General features: G+C 61.4%; 14 protein-coding genes. 8 read left to right on the top strand and 6 right to left on the bottom strand.

The genetic code is table 11. From position 1 onward, the window contains the following. Nucleotides 1-460: 460 nt before the first annotated feature. Both AC0L2H_RS16775 and AC0L2H_RS16770 read right to left on the bottom strand, forming a co-directional pair. Nucleotides 461-2290 carry a hypothetical protein gene (locus AC0L2H_RS16775; protein WP_473591269.1) on the bottom strand — a complete coding sequence of 610 codons (1830 nt, stop codon included), beginning with the start codon at nucleotides 2288-2290 and terminating at the stop codon, nucleotides 461-463. Nucleotides 2291-2976: 686 nt separating this feature from the next. Continuing rightward, entirely contained in the window at nucleotides 2977-3855 is an 879-nt protein-coding gene (locus tag AC0L2H_RS16770) for a GNAT family N-acetyltransferase (protein ID WP_473591268.1), read from the bottom strand. Nucleotides 3856-4089: 234 nt separating this feature from the next. Here AC0L2H_RS16770 and argE point away from each other — a divergent pair, with 234 nt between their 5' ends. From argE to AC0L2H_RS16745, 5 genes are all read left to right on the top strand, one after another. Further along, entirely contained in the window at nucleotides 4090-5214 is a 1125-nt protein-coding gene (gene argE / locus AC0L2H_RS16765; RefSeq protein ID WP_473591297.1) for an acetylornithine deacetylase, read from the top strand. 17 nt (nucleotides 5215-5231) lie between these two features. Beyond that, nucleotides 5232-6155, top strand: a complete 924-nt coding sequence (locus AC0L2H_RS16760) for a 2-hydroxyacid dehydrogenase (RefSeq protein ID WP_473591267.1) — start codon at nucleotides 5232-5234, stop codon at nucleotides 6153-6155. Nucleotides 6156-6170: 15 nt separating this feature from the next. Further along, nucleotides 6171-6527 carry a cupin domain-containing protein gene (locus tag AC0L2H_RS16755; protein ID WP_473591266.1) on the top strand — a complete coding sequence of 119 codons (357 nt, stop codon included), beginning with the start codon at nucleotides 6171-6173 and terminating at the stop codon, nucleotides 6525-6527. Between the two features lie 225 nt (nucleotides 6528-6752). Further along, nucleotides 6753-7796: a tartrate dehydrogenase gene (locus AC0L2H_RS16750; RefSeq protein WP_473591265.1), complete on the top strand. Its 1044-nt coding sequence runs from the start codon at nucleotides 6753-6755 to the stop codon at nucleotides 7794-7796. Nucleotides 7797-7815: 19 nt separating this feature from the next. After that, the gene (locus AC0L2H_RS16745) at nucleotides 7816-9291 is read left to right on the top strand and encodes an NAD-dependent succinate-semialdehyde dehydrogenase (protein WP_473591264.1); all 1476 of its coding nucleotides are present in this window, start codon (nucleotides 7816-7818) and stop codon (nucleotides 9289-9291) included. A gap of 157 nt (nucleotides 9292-9448) precedes the next feature. Here AC0L2H_RS16745 and AC0L2H_RS16740 read toward each other — a convergent pair whose 3' ends face one another. Beyond that, nucleotides 9449-10138, bottom strand: coding sequence for a haloacid dehalogenase type II (locus AC0L2H_RS16740; protein ID WP_473591263.1), 690 nt, complete (start codon nucleotides 10136-10138; stop codon nucleotides 9449-9451). Between the two features lie 321 nt (nucleotides 10139-10459). Between AC0L2H_RS16740 and AC0L2H_RS16735 the strand changes: the two genes are divergently transcribed. Both AC0L2H_RS16735 and AC0L2H_RS16730 read left to right on the top strand, forming a co-directional pair. After that, complete coding sequence (locus AC0L2H_RS16735) at nucleotides 10460-11299, top strand: GNAT family N-acetyltransferase (protein WP_473591262.1); 840 nt, start codon at nucleotides 10460-10462, stop codon at nucleotides 11297-11299. A 14-nt stretch (nucleotides 11300-11313) separates the two neighbouring features. Then, nucleotides 11314-12690 (top strand): aminotransferase class III-fold pyridoxal phosphate-dependent enzyme, encoded by a 1377-nt coding sequence (locus tag AC0L2H_RS16730; RefSeq protein WP_473591261.1) that lies wholly within the window; start codon nucleotides 11314-11316, stop codon nucleotides 12688-12690. Nucleotides 12691-12738: 48 nt separating this feature from the next. On the opposite strand, the gene AC0L2H_RS16725 is transcribed toward AC0L2H_RS16730, so the two are convergent. From AC0L2H_RS16725 to AC0L2H_RS16715, 3 genes are all read right to left on the bottom strand, one after another. Continuing rightward, nucleotides 12739-13215: an Lrp/AsnC family transcriptional regulator gene (locus AC0L2H_RS16725; protein WP_473591260.1), complete on the bottom strand. Its 477-nt coding sequence runs from the start codon at nucleotides 13213-13215 to the stop codon at nucleotides 12739-12741. Nucleotides 13216-13225: 10 nt separating this feature from the next. After that, entirely contained in the window at nucleotides 13226-14299 is a 1074-nt protein-coding gene (locus AC0L2H_RS16720; RefSeq protein ID WP_473591259.1) for a tartrate dehydrogenase, read from the bottom strand. A gap of 75 nt (nucleotides 14300-14374) precedes the next feature. Next, the gene (locus AC0L2H_RS16715; RefSeq protein ID WP_473591258.1) at nucleotides 14375-15700 is read right to left on the bottom strand and encodes an NAD(P)/FAD-dependent oxidoreductase; all 1326 of its coding nucleotides are present in this window, start codon (nucleotides 15698-15700) and stop codon (nucleotides 14375-14377) included. A 675-nt stretch (nucleotides 15701-16375) separates the two neighbouring features. Here AC0L2H_RS16715 and AC0L2H_RS16710 point away from each other — a divergent pair. Further along, nucleotides 16376-18040 carry an ABC transporter ATP-binding protein gene (locus AC0L2H_RS16710; protein WP_473591257.1) on the top strand — a complete coding sequence of 555 codons (1665 nt, stop codon included), beginning with the start codon at nucleotides 16376-16378 and terminating at the stop codon, nucleotides 18038-18040.

The following is an 18040-nucleotide window of genomic DNA, read 5'->3' as shown; positions in this document are numbered from 1 at the left end:
AAGAGCGATGAGCTTCTGACGGTGTAAACGGCATCTTCGACGTATCGAATGCAAGTCGTTATCAGGTCCCGACTTGTTCGGGACGAGCGGTGTTTACCTAAAACGGAACATTTCGACCGTCGCAGCACGCCGCGAAACGCGAATTCGAAACATCATCAAGGTTCTGCTCGGTGCGCCTTGACGTCCAGGTCCGATTATAGAAGGGATCGGAGCCGGCTGGCCGAGACTACTTCTTGCAGACTCGGTTCACGTCAGCCCCGACCCGCCTGAATGTGGGTGACGTCCCACCCTCGCAAGCGCCCATTGGAAGGTTACAAACGGCAGGGAAGCGCGGAAAGAGAGTTCCCCTTTTGCCTCTGACGCGCGTCATCGTGGCCTCGGTTCGGCGAATAGGCGTTCTGGATCACGCTGGGACGCAACTTGATCCTTAGGTAGCCGATCCCAGCAGCGAGAAGATGTGTCAGTAGGTGCAGTCCGGCTTGCGCTTGGCGCGCGAAACTGCCACGTCGAATTGCTTGCGCTCTGCTTTGGGGTCGGCCGCTATTACACGCTGCCAGATGGACTCCGGCTCGCCGCCGATCGCGACCAGTGTGTTGACGGCGAGTTCGCCATAGCTGCCATTCACCGGCATCAGGCCGCGCTCAAGGCGGTCATACAGCGGCACAAGCGCCGGGGCGCCCTCCGACCCCATTTTACAGACGCCGATCAATCCGGCGAGATAGGGATGCTGCCAGTCGTTGCCGTAGTTCTTACGGAACCGCTCGGCGTCATCGATCAGATACAGGAAAGTCGGTAGGGCGTCGGCGCCGAAATCAGCCAAACGAATCAGGGATTGCCACGCTGGCACGCGCAGCTCTTGCCGATGCGCGATGCGCTCCAGAGCCGCGCGATGTGCCGCAATCGCTGCAGCCGGCAGATACCGGATCGCCGTGCTCAGCGCGGACGCCTGATCGTTCCACCCGGACCGCTCGGCGCGCCCCACCGGCCGGTCGAGCATTAGGAGGCGCGTGAAGAGCACATCGGCCGTTCGTTGCTGAATTGCGGGGGGCATGGCAGCTGCCTGCTCGGACAGGACATGAACCCCTCGCGGTACGGGAAGGCGATAATCGGCGAGGATGCGCAGTCCCTGCTCGGCCTGCGCCTGCGTCATCTTGCGGTGGAAGATGAAGCTCTGAAAAAAGTCCTCGGCGATCTGCGGGGCTACAGGGTCGAGCTCACCAGGAGCATCAAGGCGCTGATTCAGGGCGGCGGTGCGCAACTCATCGACGCGGGCATCGAGCGTCAGAGCCAGCCCGAGCGTCTCGGTGAAAAACAGGGTGCGGTCCGGCGCTTCGTAGAACTTGTCAGAGATGTTGATCCGGTCGGCGAGGCGCACAAAGCCATTGGCGATCTCCAGTCCGTAGCCGGTCACATAGCTCGGCGCGAGCACTGGCAGCAGTTTGTAGGTCTCGACGCCAGTCCAGCGGTACCGCTCCTCGAAGCCGCCGCTCCCTTTCTGCCAATAGGAGATCCGGTCTGCGCGCACCGTATCGGCGAACAGGTCCAGACCGGCGCTATAGGGCGTATGGCCCTTTTTCACGCGGCCGATTCGCACCACGCCGTCGGCGTCGCCAACGCGCGCTTGGTCCTCGATGAGACAATTGCCGGAGGCGATCTCCAGCCGCATGACCTCGGCAGGATCGGCAGGCCGCTCCTGCAAAGTGGTGCGCTCGATGTCCAGTTTCTGCACTGAAGACTGCAGGTTGACAGGGGGGCAGAAGGATCGCCGCTCCATGCGAAACGCGGCGGCGCTCGCCGTGGCATTCAGCGGTCCGGTCTGCTCCTTCTCCGCGGCGACGAGCACGCGATCGAGCGTACCGGACAGCAGCGCTCGGAGACAGAAATCGTCGCACGGCGTTTGATCCCGGTTGAACGGGTGCCCGGCACTCAGCACGGCGAGGCTGCGCGGCGCGAAGGGTTTTGCGATTGCGTTGTGGTCGCCTGCAGCCAAATCGCTGGCCGTCCCATCGAGCCGCTGGTTGATGAGCCATGGCACGGCCGTGAAGATCGCCGCGGCGACGACCCCGGCCGCCATCCACCCGCCGCGGAAGGGCAAAACGACCATAACCAGACGAACTGTAAGCAGGAAGAAGAACAGCGGCGGCGTGACCGCCATCAGCAGGGTGATGGGCAGGCCGATGATCGTCATTGCGGCCACGAGTGCGAACGCGGGCGCGATCATGCAGAACAGAGCCGCTAGCCCGAGAATGACGAGCACGCCATCAAAACCACGCCTTGCCATGAAACGCATGATCACCCCGCAGTGCAGGCAACCAGCATCGCCTGGTAAAGATTCCGTGGCGTTAAGGGCGGGGGCGCGATAGGGCTCATTCAATCCGCAAGGTAATCAGAGTGTTACGCCGGAGACCGCCATGACGTTCGGATGCGCTGGCTCGCCGGGATCGAATAAGCGGCGAAATAGGAGTTCGCCATAGCGGTACGCCGAGACGCGCCAGAGCCGCTTCAGATGCGAAAGCGTGATCGGGATCGCGCAGAAGCACTATGCCGCGCGGCGGCAGCCATCACTCCAGAATCGCGCCGTTGCTCTAGCGCAAGAGCTCGGCGAGGCGCGGACCCGCGACCTCACCGAGATCGACATCCCACGTTGCTATCTGTTCCAATGTGCGAAGAGGGACTGCTCGTGAACGTCGGTTTCAGACGCTATGGGGCCGCTGTTGTAAAGGCGGTCTGATCTTCAGGCCCCGCCGAGTTCGCCATAGGATCACGGCGGTTTGATGATATCGCCAGTCCGATCTCCGCAGAGGACGTTGATCGGATGTAACTGCCGAGCGGGGGGCTGCTCGTCAGGCATTTAACGGCGAACCCTAACCTTTCCGGTCGTCGGGGACCGCACTGAAATTCTTGCCAGCATCATTTCACCGGATCGGCAGGAATGTAAGCGGCGCTATGATTGGCCGAAGCGTGTTTGCATCCAAGTCAGCTCAAGGCGTGGCCGGCTAATCCATAAACCCACGGTCCGTTCTCTTCCCGGTTCAGGAAACGCCGCCCTTTGGACATGGTCGTAACGGTCTCGGCAACGCCAAGGCCGCACTGTTCGAGAAACTCGGCAAACATGCCATCCTTCTCCCGGGTATCGACTCGGGCGAACCGTCCTGCAAGATTTCTCAGATGGACGGCTGTGAGATGAACCGCGTCCAGATCGCTGCGCGCGACCATTGGGCCGATCACATAACCACGCCCGAACTCGCGACACATGGAATAGCCGACAAGCTCGCCGCCACGGCTCAAAGTGCAGATTGAGGCATTCGCTGAAAGCAATGTGAGCAGGGTCTCGCGGTCTGTCCCAAACGCGCGTGTATCCAGCTCGATGATCTCCTTCAACCTGTCGCTGGGCAGCGCCTGCAATTCACCGTCCAAGGCCGGCATGGCGGGGAGTGCCGGCGGAGCCTCCCCCTGGCGCATGAACACGATTCCCTCGGTCGTGAAACCAAGCGAGACATAGAGGGGATAGGCGGCATGGGTGGCATTGAGCGCCAAATTGCGATCGCCACACTGCTCGAGCACCTGGTCCATGAGCCATCGGCCGCCGCCCTGCGCTTGTGTGCGAGGCGTTGTGATCACCACGCCGATGGTGGCGAAATCGTCCCCTTGCGGAAACCACATCGCGCTGCCGAAAACCCGGCCAATGCCGTCTACGGCAACGATGCCGCGGCCCGCCCGGCGCAGAGTGTCCCAGTCCTTCGGCCGATGCGGCCAGCGGACTGAGATCGAGAGCGCGTGGAGCAGATCGACTTCGACTTCGTCGATGTCCCGCGCGACCAGTTCGAAAGACTTCAGGCGCACTGATCTCTGCATTTCAGTCGACCTGCTCCTTTGTCGAAATCCCGGGCTCGCGCCCACGTCCTGACACCGCCGACGGTTCCGCAGCCGTCTTTTGCCCTATGATTGCACCCGAAAGCCAGCAGGTTTCGCTGGTTACGGACCGATATTCGAAATCTTCGGCCAAAGCATAGCTTCATTCGGCACGGAATGCTCTCGCCTGCTGCCACACTTGTTGCATCCAGCCAACTGCGAGTGGAGCGGCGACCGGTGAATGTCGAAGAAATTCTTGCGAGGCTGATCGCGTTCCCCTCGGTCGTGGGCTCGCCCAATGGCGCGATCGTCGACTGGGTGCGTGAATATTGCGAGGCGGCCGGCGCAGAAGTGACCGTCCTTCGCGGCCCCGAAGGCGATCGGTCCAACCTGTTTATCACAATCGGACCTCGGCGCATCCGCGGCTACATCTTGTCGGGTCACATGGATGTGGTGCCGGCCGGGGAACGGGAATGGAATTCGGATCCCTTCGTGCTGCGCCAAGATGGCGTCAGGCTCCATGGTCGGGGCACCTCCGACATGAAGGGCTTTCTCGCCTGCGTGCTGGCGGCGCTGCCGCGGCTTGCCGCGTTGAACTTGCAGCGGCCCATTCATCTCGCATTTTCCTATGACGAGGAAGCAGGTGCCCGTGGCGTGCCGGATCTCATCGCCGCCCTGCCAAGCCTGTGCGAGAAGCCGCTTGGCGCGATTATCGGTGAGCCGAGCCGGATGGAAGCCGTGCGGGGGCACAAAGGCAAGGCGGCTGCGCGGCTCGAGGTGATCGGACGGTCCGGCCATTCTTCACGGCCTGAGCTCGGGCTGAATGCCGTGCATGCAATGGCAGGTCTTGTCACGCAGATCGTGACCTATGGCCAGACCCTCGAAAACGGGCCTTTCAACACGGATTTCGCGCCTCCATACTCATCATTGCAGGTTGGTGTCATCGCCGGCGGTCAAGCCGTCAACATCATCCCCGATCGCTGCACCGCCGACATCGAGGTCCGTGCCGTGCCGGGCGTTTCCCCATCATCCCTGCTCGAGCCGGTAAAGGCCCAACTGGCGGCTCTATGCGACAGCGGCTTTGAGGTGGCGTGGCATGAGTTGAGCGCGTATCCCGGCCTTTCGCTCCCGCAGAAGAGTGAACTGACAACCCTTCTGGCCGAGTTGACGGGGCAAGAGCCGCTGCCTGCGGTAAGTTACGGCACGGAGGCTGGCCTCTATCAGCAGGCTGGCATCGACGCGATCATCTGCGGTCCCGGCGATATCAGCCGGGCTCATCGTGCCAACGAATATATCGAGATCGGCGAACTTGCTGCCTGCCAGGGCATGATCGAGCGTCTCGGCACGCGCCTTGCCGCGTAGCGGGAGAGGGCGGGTTCATGGCTTTTGTTTTCAATTCCGACCCGGCGCGCGCAGCGGTCTTCCGCAAGGTTTTCGCACGCGAGCTCCCGGACGTCGAACTGTTCCACAGCAGCGACTGTGTCGACCCGGACAAGGTGCACTACCTCCTGACCTGGACGGCGCCAGATGACATCGCGCGCTACCGCAATCTCGAAGTGCTGTTTTCGCTTGGCGCCGGCGTCGACCAGTTCAAGCGTGAAAGCCTGCCTCAGCAGGTGAAACTGGTGCGCATGGTCGAGGACGGCATCATTCGCATGATGCAGGAATATGTCGTTCTCGGCGTGCTGAGCCTCCACCGGGATATGATGGCGTATCGTGAACAGCAGAAGCGCCAAGCGTGGCTCGGTCTTGACGCTCCGCAAGCCGCCGAGCGCCGCGTGGGCTTTCTGGGCCTTGGCATGCTGGCGCAGGCGGCTATCGAGCGACTGCTGCCGTTTCGCTTTCCTCTCGCTGCCTGGAGCCGGAGCAGGAAGGAGATCGACGGCGTCACCTGCTTTCATGGCGCGGATCAGCTTGCCGGTTTCCTCGCGCGCACGGACATTCTCGTTTGCCTGCTGCCGCTGACGGAAGAAACCCGCGGCATTCTCGATGCGGAACTCTTCTCACGCCTGCCAGCCGGAGCGAGGCTGCTGCATGTCGGCCGCGGGCCGCAGTTAAATCAAACCGCCCTCCTTCAGGCTCTCGACAGCGGGCACCTCGCCGCTGCAATGCTTGATGTCACCGATCCCGAGCCGCTGCCGGACGACCATCCGCTCTGGCGGCACCCGAAGGTGGCGATCACGCCGCACATCGCTTCCGTAACGCAAGCAGATTCCGCGGCGCAATCCGTCGTGGACAATATCCGGCGTCACCGCGCCGGCGAAGAACTGATCGGCCTCGTCGATCGGACACTCGGCTACTAACCAGGGAAACATGACATGTCACTTCTGATCACGATCGACACAGATCCGACCTTCGCGCCGAAGGAGGCATTGCCAACTCCAGAGCGGCTCATTTCGGGCAATCCATCCTTCAAGACTTGGGCGCAGGATGCCTCGAAAGGCGATAAGGTTCTGACCGGCGTCTGGGAGGCGACGCCCGGCGAGACGCATTCGATCAAGGGCACTACCTGCGAGTTCTGCCACATCGTTTCGGGCCTCGTCGAACTCGAGGAGACGGGCGGTGAAACCAAGACTTACCGCACAGGCGACAGTTTCGTGATGAAGCCCGGCTTTGTCGGCGTCTGGCGCACGATCGAAACCGTGCGCAAGATCTACGTCAGCGTTTACGACTGAGTTCAACGCCCAAGGCCGGCCGAATAGCGCGCGGCGGTTCAGAACAATCGACTTTCCAAGTCACGCCCGGCGCGATTCGACGCGGTCGGGCGGCTCGTCCTCGGCGGAAAATGCGGCGGGCTGTCGCCTATTGTTCCGACGAAACCCGGTACGAGATGCCGAATGTCGCCGCCGTGTTGAGCAAGCTGCGACCTTCGGTGCCCATCGGTCTCCAGGAGAACCTCAATGAAGGCTTACACGATAGCGCTCATTCCCGGCGACGGCATCGGCAAGGATGTGACCGAGGCGGGATGGCAGGTGCTGCAGGCGGCGGCAAAGCGAGGCGGTTTCGCCCTCGAGGATACAAGGTTCCCATGGTCGTGCGCCTACTATCTGGAAACCGGTGCGATGATGCCGCCTGACGGCGTCGAGACGCTGCGGAAGTTCGATGCGATCTATCTCGGCGCTGTGGGATGGCCAGCGAAGGTGGCCGACTCCGTATCGCTTCACGGACTGCTCCTGCCGATCCGCAAAGGATTCATGCAGTATGCCAACATACGGCCGCACAGGCTGTTGCCAGGCGTTCAGGGCCCGCTTCGTCGTGAGGGTTTCGATATACTGTGCATCCGCGAGAACACGGAAGGTGAATATTGCGGTGCCGGTGGTCGCATTCATTCCGGCACGGCCAATGAAGTCGCGATCGAGACGGCAATCTTCACGCGTGTGGGTGTCGAAAGAATCCTTCGTTTCGGTTTCGAACAGGCGCGGACGCGCCGCAAGCAGCTCGCATCCGTCACCAAATCCAACGCGCAGAAGCATTCCATGGTTTTCTGGGATGAGGTCACGCGCGAGGTGGCGAAGGACTATTCCGATGTGGAAGTCTCGCACTACCACGTCGACGCCATTGCCGCCCGCATGGTCCTGGCGCCTGAAAGCCTCGACGTGATCGTCGCCTCCAACCTTTTTGGCGACATCCTCACGGATATTGGAGCGGCCATTCAGGGCGGGCTGGGCTACGCCGCCTCCGCCAATATCAATCCCGATCGCAGTGCGCCCTCCATGTTCGAGCCTGTCCATGGTTCGGCACCCGATATCGCGCATCTCGGCGTCGCCAATCCGATCGCCGCGATTTGGTCCGCTGCAATGATGCTCGGGCATCTGGGCGAGGGACAGGTCGCGGCCGAAGTGATGTCGGCAATCGAGTCCGCAACCGCACGCGGGATAGGCACGATTGCAGGCAAGGACAGGACTGAAGCAATCACGCAGGCCGTGCTGGCAGGATTAAGCTGAAAGAGCAGAGGAAAAGACCATGAACGCAATTACGAAGATTGGTTTCCTGAAGGATGCGGACCTGTTTCGCCAGCGGGGACTTATTGGCGATGTCTGGCAGCAGGCACACAGCAACGCGACTGTCGATGTGACCGATCCGGCCAGTCTGGAGGTGCTTGGAGCCGTGCCCGACATGGGCCGGGATGAGACAAGGGCTGCAATAGATGCAGCGCAGGCGGCATTCAAGGACTGGAAGGCCAGGACCCATGCCGAACGCGCAGCGCTTCTGGAGCGCTGGCACAGCCTTATACTGGAAAATGAAGAGGACCTGGCGTTGCTGCTGACGCTGGAACAAGGCAAGCCTCTAACGGAGGCACGCGGTGAAATCCGCTATGGCGCCTCCTTTGTGAAGTGGTTCGCCGAAGAAGCACGCCGGATCGGTGGCTCGACCATTCCGTCGCCAACGCCCGACCGCCGCATTCTGGTGCTGAAGGAGGCCGTCGGCGTCTGCGCCATCATCACGCCATGGAATTTCCCCAACGCGATGATCACGCGCAAGGTGGCGCCGGCGCTGGCCGCGGGTTGTACGGTTGTCATCAAGCCGTCGGAATTCACACCATTCTCGGCACTGGCGCTCGGCGTTCTGGCGGAACGGGCAGGCATCCCTGCTGGCGTGATCAACATTGTGACCGGCATGCCCATCGAAATCGGCAACGAACTGATGGCCGACGAGACTGTGCGCAAAATCTCGTTCACCGGCTCGACCCGCGTCGGAGCGCTGCTCATGCGAGGTGCTGCCGATAGCATCAAGCGGCTCAGCCTCGAGCTCGGCGGCAATGCGCCCTTTATCGTCTTTGACGACGCCGATCTGGGAAATGCAGTCGAGGGGGTGATCGCATCCAAGTTCCGCAATGGCGGTCAAACCTGCGTTTGCGCGAACCGGATTCTCGTGCAGGCGGGCGTTTACGACGCTTTCGCAGAAAAGTTGAGCCAGCGCGTAGCGCGGATGAAGGTTGGGGCAGGGACCGACGACGGCACTGAGATTGGCCCGATGATCAATGCGGCCGCCATCGACAAGATCGAGCGTCACATCGCGGATGCACAGGCGAAAGGCGCGCGGATCATCGCCCAGAGCGAGACGGTTCCGGACGGCAAGCAATATGCACGGCCGATCGTGCTGGGAGGAGCTACGACCGAGATGGTCCTGGCATCGGAAGAAACGTTCGGCCCGGTGGCGCCGCTGTTTCGCTTCGAGACGGAGGAAGAGGCCATCGCGATCGCGAACGGTACGCCCTTCGGCCTTGCCGCCTACTTCTACACCGATAACCTCAAGCGGTCATGGCGTGTTGCCGAAGCGCTGGAGTTCGGCATGGTCGGGCTCAACACAGGCATGATCTCGACCGAGGTTGCGCCTTTCGGTGGTGTCAAGCAGTCAGGGGTGGGGCGCGAAGGATCGCAGCTCGGCATCGAGGAATATCTCGAGGTCAAGACCCTTCATGTTGGCGGGCTTAACTAGTTGTCTTGCAAGCAGGTGGAGACACCTGCTGCTTCCAAAGCGTTGGAACAACAAGGAAGGGGCGGTGAAAACCGCCCCCTCCTCTGTATTGCGACCAGTGATCATTAACGTGGCGGGGAGCGCCTCAGCCTGGCACGACAGCACCAGCAACAGACGTTCAGGCGAATTCGCGAACGGGCTCCAGCCCGACGGCGCCGGCCAGACCGCCGATGTCCTTGATCTCGGTGTATTCGTAGAAGGGGTTGGCGGGCTCGTGGCCGCGATTCACCCAGACCTTGCTCTTGATGCCAAGATCATAGGCGGTCATGAGATCGTAGCGGAATGAGGACGACACATGCATGATGTCTTCCGGGCCGCAGCCGAGCTTGTCGAACATGTACTCGAAGCCCTTCATATGCGGCTTGTAGGCGCCGGTCTCCTCGGCCGTGATGATCATGTGGAAGGGTGCGCCGAGTTTCTCTACGTTCGACATGATCAGGCTCTTCATGGAGTTCGACAGGATCACCAGTGGGATTTCCTTAGCGACCTTGGCCAGCCCCGCCGGGACATCCGGGTGCGGACCCCATGACGGTATTTCCGAATAAATGCGCTGGGCATCCTCAGGCCGGAACGTCACATTGTTGCGCTTGCAGGCGCGCTCCACGGAACTGTGCACGACCTCGCTATAAGGCTTCCAAGCGCCAAGAACCTCATCGAGGCGATAGGCCGAGAAATCCTTGATGAACTGCGCCATTACGGCTGGGGAGAGCTCCGCACCGTAAACTCGCCTTGCCGCGCCGGCCATATCGAAGTTGGTCAGCGTACCGTAGCAATCGAAGGTGATGTATTTCGGTCTGAACTGGTTCATGCGCGTCGATCCTTCCAATCGTGGCGGCACTGCGTGCCTTTAACAGCGAGGATCATAGTGAGAGCCGAACAAGACGAGTCGCCGCAATCGACGCGCCCCGAAGCAGATTGTTTCGTATCGCGGTAGAGCCTTGGCAGAGAGTTGCGCCCGAGACCGTTCGGTCTGCCAGGGGAGCGCGGTCTGCCCGCTGTCCGTCCGCATAACATGCGGCGACGGCGGCAAAGGAAAGTCAAAACACCTATCGCTCAGCTCTTGGTCGGAAGGAACTGCTGTCTGCGGCAGCCTACCTTGAACTCAGAGAATTCAGGCCCGGACTGAACCATGACAACGCAGCAGATTACGCTGGAAACGATGACATTGGCGCATCTGAGGGGTGCTGTCGAACTGTCGCGGCAAGTCGGCTGGCCGCATCGCCGCGAGGATTGGGAGCTGGCCCAGTCGGTGAGCCAGGGAATAGTCGCACTGAAGGAAGAACTGGTCGTAACGACCTTCATGATGACGCCCTATGGCGACGATGCCGCCACCGTCAACATGGTCATCGTCGATGCCGCAATGCGCGGTCGCGGGCTCGGGCGCAAGCTGATGGAGGAGGCGCTTGCCAGGGTAGGCGAGCGCACCTGCTATTTGGTGGCGACGCTGGAAGGGCTCCCGCTCTACGAGAAGCTGGGATTTGTCGCGGCCGGCAAGATCGTGCAGCACCAGGGCCTGGTGCCGTCTGTAGACGCACCGGCACATGTGTCCTGGGGCGAGGACGGCGACCATCCGCGCCTTGTTGCTCTGGATTGCGCCGCGTTTGGTCACGACCAGCCGGCACTCATGCACTCGTTGTGCGGGCGGGCGAAGTTCGCCGTCGTTCGCGATCAAGGCGATGTTCAGGCGTTTGCCGCAATTCGTCGTTTTGGTCGAGGGCTGGTGATTGGGCCGGTGGTGGCGAGGAAGCTTCACGAAGCGAGATGCCTGATCGACTTCCTGCTGGCAGACAGTGCGGGCGAGTTTGTCCGTAGCGATACCGACGAATCCACGGGTCTCGGCGAGTGGCTCACCCGTCGCGGGCTGGCCCGCGTCGGTGGTGGCATCACCATGCGACGAACCGCAGAAGAGCCAAAGGTCGAAATCAGGTCACACCAAACTTATGCGCTCGTTAGTCAGGCGCTAGGCTGAAATCGGAGGAAGAAATGCTTGCAAACTCCCTGATCGAACTCGATCGCACACATCTGGTTCATCCGTTTTCATCCTATCGCAGCCACGAAGAGACGGGCGTGCGTGTGCTCAAATCCGCCAAGGGCGCGACAGTGACCGAGGCAAGCGGGAAAACCTTGCTGGACGGATTCGCGGGTCTATGGTGTGTCAACATTGGATACGGGCAGGAAAGCGTCGTCGAGGCAGCGGCCAAGCAGCTAAGAGAGCTCCCCTATGCGACGGGATACTTCGGGCTGGGGTCTGAGCCGGCCATTCGTCTTGCCGCCCGGCTTGCCGAACTGGCGCCTGGCGATCTGAACCATGTCTATTTCACGCTGGGCGGTTCCGACGCGATAGACAGCACGATCCGTTTCGTTCGCTACTATTACCACGCCAAGGGTGCGCCGCGAAAAGACCAGTTTATCTCGGTCGAGTATGGCTACCATGGATCCTCGACGGTAGGGGCAGGTCTGACCGCGCTGCCGGCTTTCCATGCGGGCTTTGGCGTGCCTTACGACTGGCAGCACAGGATCCCCTCGCACTACGCCTATCGCAATCCGGTCGGTTCCGACCCGCAGGCGATCATCGATGCATCGGTCGCGGCGCTACGGGCCAAGATCGCTGAACTGGGCGCCGATCGCGTCGCGGCCTTCTACGCTGAACCTATCCAGGGTTCGGGTGGTGTCCTGGTTCCACCGGCGGGCTGGCTAAAGGCCCTGCACGCCGTGTGCAAGGAACACGAGATTCTGTTCGTTGCCGACGAAGTCATCACCGCGTTTGGCCGCACGGGCCCCCTTTTCGCTTGTGAGGAGGACGAGGTCGTGCCGGATCTGATGACCACAGCGAAAGGACTGACGTCGGGCTACGTGCCGATGGGCGCCGTCTTCATGACCGACCGTGTCTACAATACGATCGCGGACGGAGCCGGCAAAGCGGCTGTCGGCCACGGCTATACCTACTCAGCCCATCCGGTGAGCGCGGCAGTCGGGCTCGAATGCCTGCGTCTCTATGAAGATGGCTTGCTCGAGAACGGGCGCAAGGCCGGGAAGCGCCTGATGGACGGCCTTCAATCGCTCGCCGATCACCCGCTGGTTGGCGATATTCGCGGTCGCGGCATGCTGGCCGCGATCGAGTTGGTCACGGACAAGGAGCGCAAAACACCACTGCCGGCGGCGGCCGATCCGGGGCGCCGCATCTTCGACCGCGCGTGGGAGAACGGCCTTGTCATTCGCGCCTTCAACAGTGGCATCCTGGGCTTTGCGCCGCCGCTCTGCTGCACGGACGACGATATCGATGGTATCCTCGAACGCACCCGGATGACGCTGGATCAAACCCTCGAAGACAAGGATGTGCGGGAAGCGATGAAGGGATGATCGTCGGTGGCGCCCGCTCTCCAGTTCCAGACTGCGGGGCGGCCTTTTTCATTTGTCGAAAATGATGTCGAGAGGCAGATGGGATTTTACGATCGGTGACTTCAGCACGACGAAGCTGAAATATTTATCGATGCCGATATCCAATTCGAGCATGCGCTCCATGATCGTCTGATACTCGCTTATGCCCGCCGTGACGAACTTCACAAGGTAATCATAGCCGCCCGAAATCAGATGGCATTCGATAACAGAATCGACTTTCTGAATGGCGGTGAGAAATCTCGCGAAGTCGTTCTGTTGATGGTGCTTGAGCGTCACCTCGGTGAAGATCGTTAGAGTCTGTCCGAGCTTGGACACGTCGATCTGGGCGGAGTAGCCGGTAATGAAGCCTTCCGCCTGAAGCTTTTTCACCCGCATCAGGCAAGGGCTGGGCGATAGATTGACCAGGTCGGCAAGCTCGACGTTGGTGACCCGCCCGTTCTTTTGGAGTTGGGATAAGATCTTGATGTCGATCTTGTCGAGCTTCATCGCAAACCTGTCACACGTTCGAACCGCGGATCGTCCGGCAGACGGCGTCCGTCACGTCCTGCGTGGTCGCTGTCCCGCCAACGTCCGGCGTCAGCACGCCTTCACTCGTAACCGCTTCCACAGCGCTCATCAACCGGAGGGCGGCTGCGCTCTCGCCCAGATGTTCGAGCATCTGGGCGGCGGTCCAGAAGGTCGCGACCGGGTTGGCGATACCCTTGCCGGCGATGTCGAAAGCCGATCCGTGAATTGGCTCGAACATCGAGGGATAGCGCCGCTCGGGATCAATGTTGGCGGTCGGTGCAACGCCGAGACTGCCCGCCAGCGCGCCTGCAAGGTCCGACAAAATATCGGCATGAAGATTGGTGGCGACGATCGTATCGAGGCTGCGAGGTTTGAGTGTCATGCGCACCGTCATAGCATCAACCAGCATCTTGTCCCACGCGACGTCGGGGAACTCCCGAGCCACTTCGGCTGCGATTTCATCCCACATCACCATGCCGTGACGCTGCGCGTTGGATTTCGTAACAACAGTCAGTAGCTTTTGCGGCCGTGACCGCGCCAGCCGGAATGCATAGCGCATGATGCGGGTGACGCCGACGCGCGTGAAGATCGCGACTTCGGTTCCGACCTCCTCGGGGAGACCGCGATGGGCACGGCCGCCATGGCCCGAATACTCGCCCTCTGAATTCTCCCTCACGATCACCCAATCCAGATCGCCGGGGCCAACGCCCGCCAGCGGCGAGACGATTCCGGGCAGTATCCTGGTCGGCCGCACATTTGCGTACTGATCAAAGCCTTGGCAAATCGGCAGCCGGAGACCCCAGAGCGTGATGTCGTCGGGCACATCGGGGGAGCCTACCGCGCCAAAGAAGATGGCATCGAAGCGCTTCAGTTGCGCCACTCCATCTTCGGGCATCATCCGGCCATTGGCCTTGTAGTAGTCCGAGCCCCAGTCGAAGTGCTGGACGCGCAGCTTGAAGTCGGCGCAGCGCTGCTGCAGCGCCTCAAGCGCCTGGAGACCGGCGGCGATCACCTCTGGGCCGATCCCGTCGGCAGGAATGGCGGCAATCTCGTATTCGCGCATCGTCACTTCCCTGTTTTGAGCACTCGCGGCCTCAATCTCGTGTGCGACTGATTGTACCTTGGCAAGTTGATCTTTTCAGAATTCAGCGACCTTGCCCCACGCAGCGGTCTTCAGGCGTTCGGGCCCATAAGGACGCGGATCGACAATAGGTTCGCTGCCTGTGACGATGTCGGCGATCATATGCCCCGCGCCGGGGCCAATCCCGAAGCCGTGACCACTGAATCCCGCCGCCAGGATGAAGCCCGGAATTCCCTCCACTTCGCCGATCGCTGGAATGCCGTCGGGTGTGCTGTCGATATAACCCGCCCAGACATCGGCGATCGCGATGCGTTGGAATTCGGGGATCAATTCGCAGGCTCTTCGATATGTCAGCCGAATCTGTCCCATGTCGGGCTTTGGGTCGAGAATCCGGTTCCGTTCCATTGGCGTAATATCGTCAAGGGCCCATTTGCGCAGACTTTCATGGCCCTGACGGCAGCCCTCGAAGGCGCCCGGGGCGAGACTGCGCCAGCGACGGGCGAACATCGGTATAAACTCGCGGCTGAACCTGAGCTGCTGTGGCGTTGGATCGACGCGAGCCCGCCCGCTGATCGCCAGCGTGTATCCACCGTTGCTGCGCCGCGTCAGCGAGACGCTCGCGGTATGCAGGGCATCGGGCAGGCCGCTTGCGCCTGGCGCCACGGCTAGAATGGACTGACGCACGGCAGCTTGCGGGAAGCGCATACCAAGCTGGTTACAGAAGGAAGAAGCCCATGCGCCTCCGGCCATGACCACGGTCTTCGTACGGATGGTTCCCGCTTCCGTCACGACGCCGCTGACCCTGCCGGCCCTCAACTCCAGTCCACGCGCCGCGCAATGCTGATGCACGGTACCGCCCGCCGCCACGATGCCGCGCGCGGCAACCGGCACTGCCTTGGAGGGATCCGCCGTTCCGTCAGTCGGTGAGAAAACGCCGCCCTTCCATCTGCGCCCGGTCGCGTTGCCCTTCTCGGTGGCTTCCTCCGCGCTCAGAACATGCGTCGTAACGCCCACCGTCCTGGCGAAGTCACGCCATTTCGCCCAGCCCGCCAGCTCATTTTCATCCTGTGAGAGATAGAGGAGCCCGCAACGGCGAAATCCAGTATCCTCGCCAGTCTCGTGTGCCATCTTCTCCCAGAGATCGAGGCTCTTGGTTGCCATAGGCAGCTCGCGCGCATCGCGGTTCTGCTGGCGGCACCAGCCCCAGTTTCGGCTGGACTGCTCGGCGGCGACGCGCCCTTTCTCGACCAGGGCGACCATGAGGCCGCGGCGCGCGAGATAATACGCCGTGAACACGCCCACCACGCCGCCGCCGATGACGACGACGTCCGCCTCGCGAGGCAGTGATGGGCTGGATTCGATATGCATGAGTGGTGCAGGCATGGGCAGGAAACCTGTGTCTGGCCCAGCCTAGTGCATGGGCTTCAGCCATAACCCGCGAAATTTGTAGGCGGGCGAAATATCCTGCCGTTTGAGGCGTGGGGGACGGACATTTGTTGCGACTGGAGACCGGTTGCGTCCTCACCTCCGGAACCGGGGCATATCCTCACCTCTTCGAATCGGCCCTGGATGACCATGAGGTGACGCTGCAATGAAGTTTGCTTCCTGCTGTTACAATACTTCGGTATCATTGGCGGAGCGATGGTCCCCCGGTTTCGGGAGATTCGGCCGTTGCGGCAAGCCACGGCTCCTTCCCACGGTAGGCACATACTGTTGTCTGAAGGATGCACTTGCCTGACCTGTTCCCAGGGCGCCGGACCAGGCACAGAGTGAAATGCCAATTTCGACCTCCTTTGCAGAAGTTCCTGCTGCCTGAGAGCTAAGTTTCGGCGACTCTCCCGGCCAGAATGGGTCACACTCATTGTCGATTAAGGTCCGTTGCTCCCCGGACATCCGCAACAAGGGCAGGCTCCGCAGGGCCCCGATGGCAGGGAGGTTTAAAGTGAGCCGGAGAGTTCACGATAGGGAACAGTTTCACCGATTGATCGCCCGGGGGCGGAGATCGAAAACGCAATCCGCAGCGGGCTAAAGAACGCGGCTGAAAAGGGAGAGGTCTCGATGATCGCCAGCATCCAAGCTGTAGCTCCTCATGAAGTGGCGCTTTCGGTGCGTGACCTGACCGTAAGCCTGCCGGCCGGGATGGAGCGGGTCCATGCGGTCGAGAACATCTCGTTCGATCTGAAACGCGGCCAGATCCTCTGCATCATCGGCGAGTCCGGATCGGGCAAGTCGGTCACGGCAAACGCGATCATGGGTCTTCTGCCAAAGGTGATCCGCGTCTCATCGGGTGTCATCCAGCTGGAAGGAATGAACATCATCGGCATGTCGCCCGACAAGCTGCGCAACCTGCGCGGCCGGGTCGTGTCGATGATCTTCCAGGACCCGCTCTCGGCGCTCAACCCCCTGATGACCGTGGGCGCGCAGATTGACGAAGTGATGGCAGCGCATGGATACGGGACACCACAAGCCTGTCGAAACCGCGCCATCGAGCTGCTTAACGAAGTCGGCCTGCCAGATCCCGAACTCATGTATCACCAGTACCCTTTCCGGCTTTCGGGCGGGCAGCGGCAACGCGTCATGATTGCAATGGCCCTGGCGCTTGAGCCGACGGTGCTGATCGCCGATGAGCCAACCACCGCGCTCGACGTGACCACCCAGGCCCAGATCCTGCAACTGATCCGTGACATTCAGCGCCGCAAAGGCATGACTGTGATGTTCATCACCCACGATTTCGGTGTGGTGGCCGAGATCGCCGACAGCGTCGTGGTGATGGAAAAAGGCCACATCGTCGAACAGGGCAGCGCCGAGCAGGTGTTGAAGTCGCCCAAGCATCCTTATACGCAGCGCCTGATCGCGGCCGTACCGCATTTGACCGGCGAAGATCGCCCTCGTGCGGAAGCCGCCAGCAAGGAGCCGATCCTGAAAGTCGAGGGTCTGGTGAAGACCTATCGTGGCGGCGGGGCGCTGTTCGGCGCGCAGCGAATAGTGAAAGCGGTGAACGAGGTATCATTCGAATTGGCGCCCGGCCGCACGCTGGGGGTGGTGGGCGAGAGCGGTTCGGGAAAATCCTCGTTGGGCCGGCTCCTGATCAAGCTGCTGGACAGCGACGGCGGCGAGATTTTGTTCGAGGGATCTGACATAGCCAAGCTTTCCGAGGCGAAGTTCCGCCCGCTAAGGCCGCGGATCCAGATGATCTTCCAGGATCCCTTCGCGTCTCTGAACCCGCGCTCAACCGTCGGCCACATTTTGACAGTAGGTCCGGTGGCTCACGGGATGCCCTATGCCCAGGCGCGCGAGCAAGCGCGTGCGCTTCTGGCCCATGTCGGTCTCGATGCCGGCGCCTTCGGCCGCTACCCGCACGAGTTCTCGGGTGGACAACGCCAGCGCATCGGCATCGCTCGTGCGCTGATGTTCAAACCGAAGCTATTGATCGCCGACGAGGCGGTCTCCGCGCTTGACGTGTCGATCCAGGCGCAGATCCTGCAGCTTCTGGACCAGGTCCAGCGCGAGACCGGCGTGTCGATGGTCTTCATCACGCACGACCTGCGCGTCGCAAGTCAGATCTGTGACGAAATTGCCGTGATGCAGAAGGGCTGGATCGTCGAGCGCGGACCGCCCTCGCAGATATTCCTGAACCCGCAACAGGCCTACACGCGCCAACTCGTGGCGGCAATTCCAGGGGAACGACCGGGCAATGCCCGTCCCATTGCAGCAAACGCATGA

Source organism: Mesorhizobium sp. WSM4871 (assembly GCF_055811295.1).
This window is presented reverse-complemented; position numbering and strand designations above follow the sequence as displayed.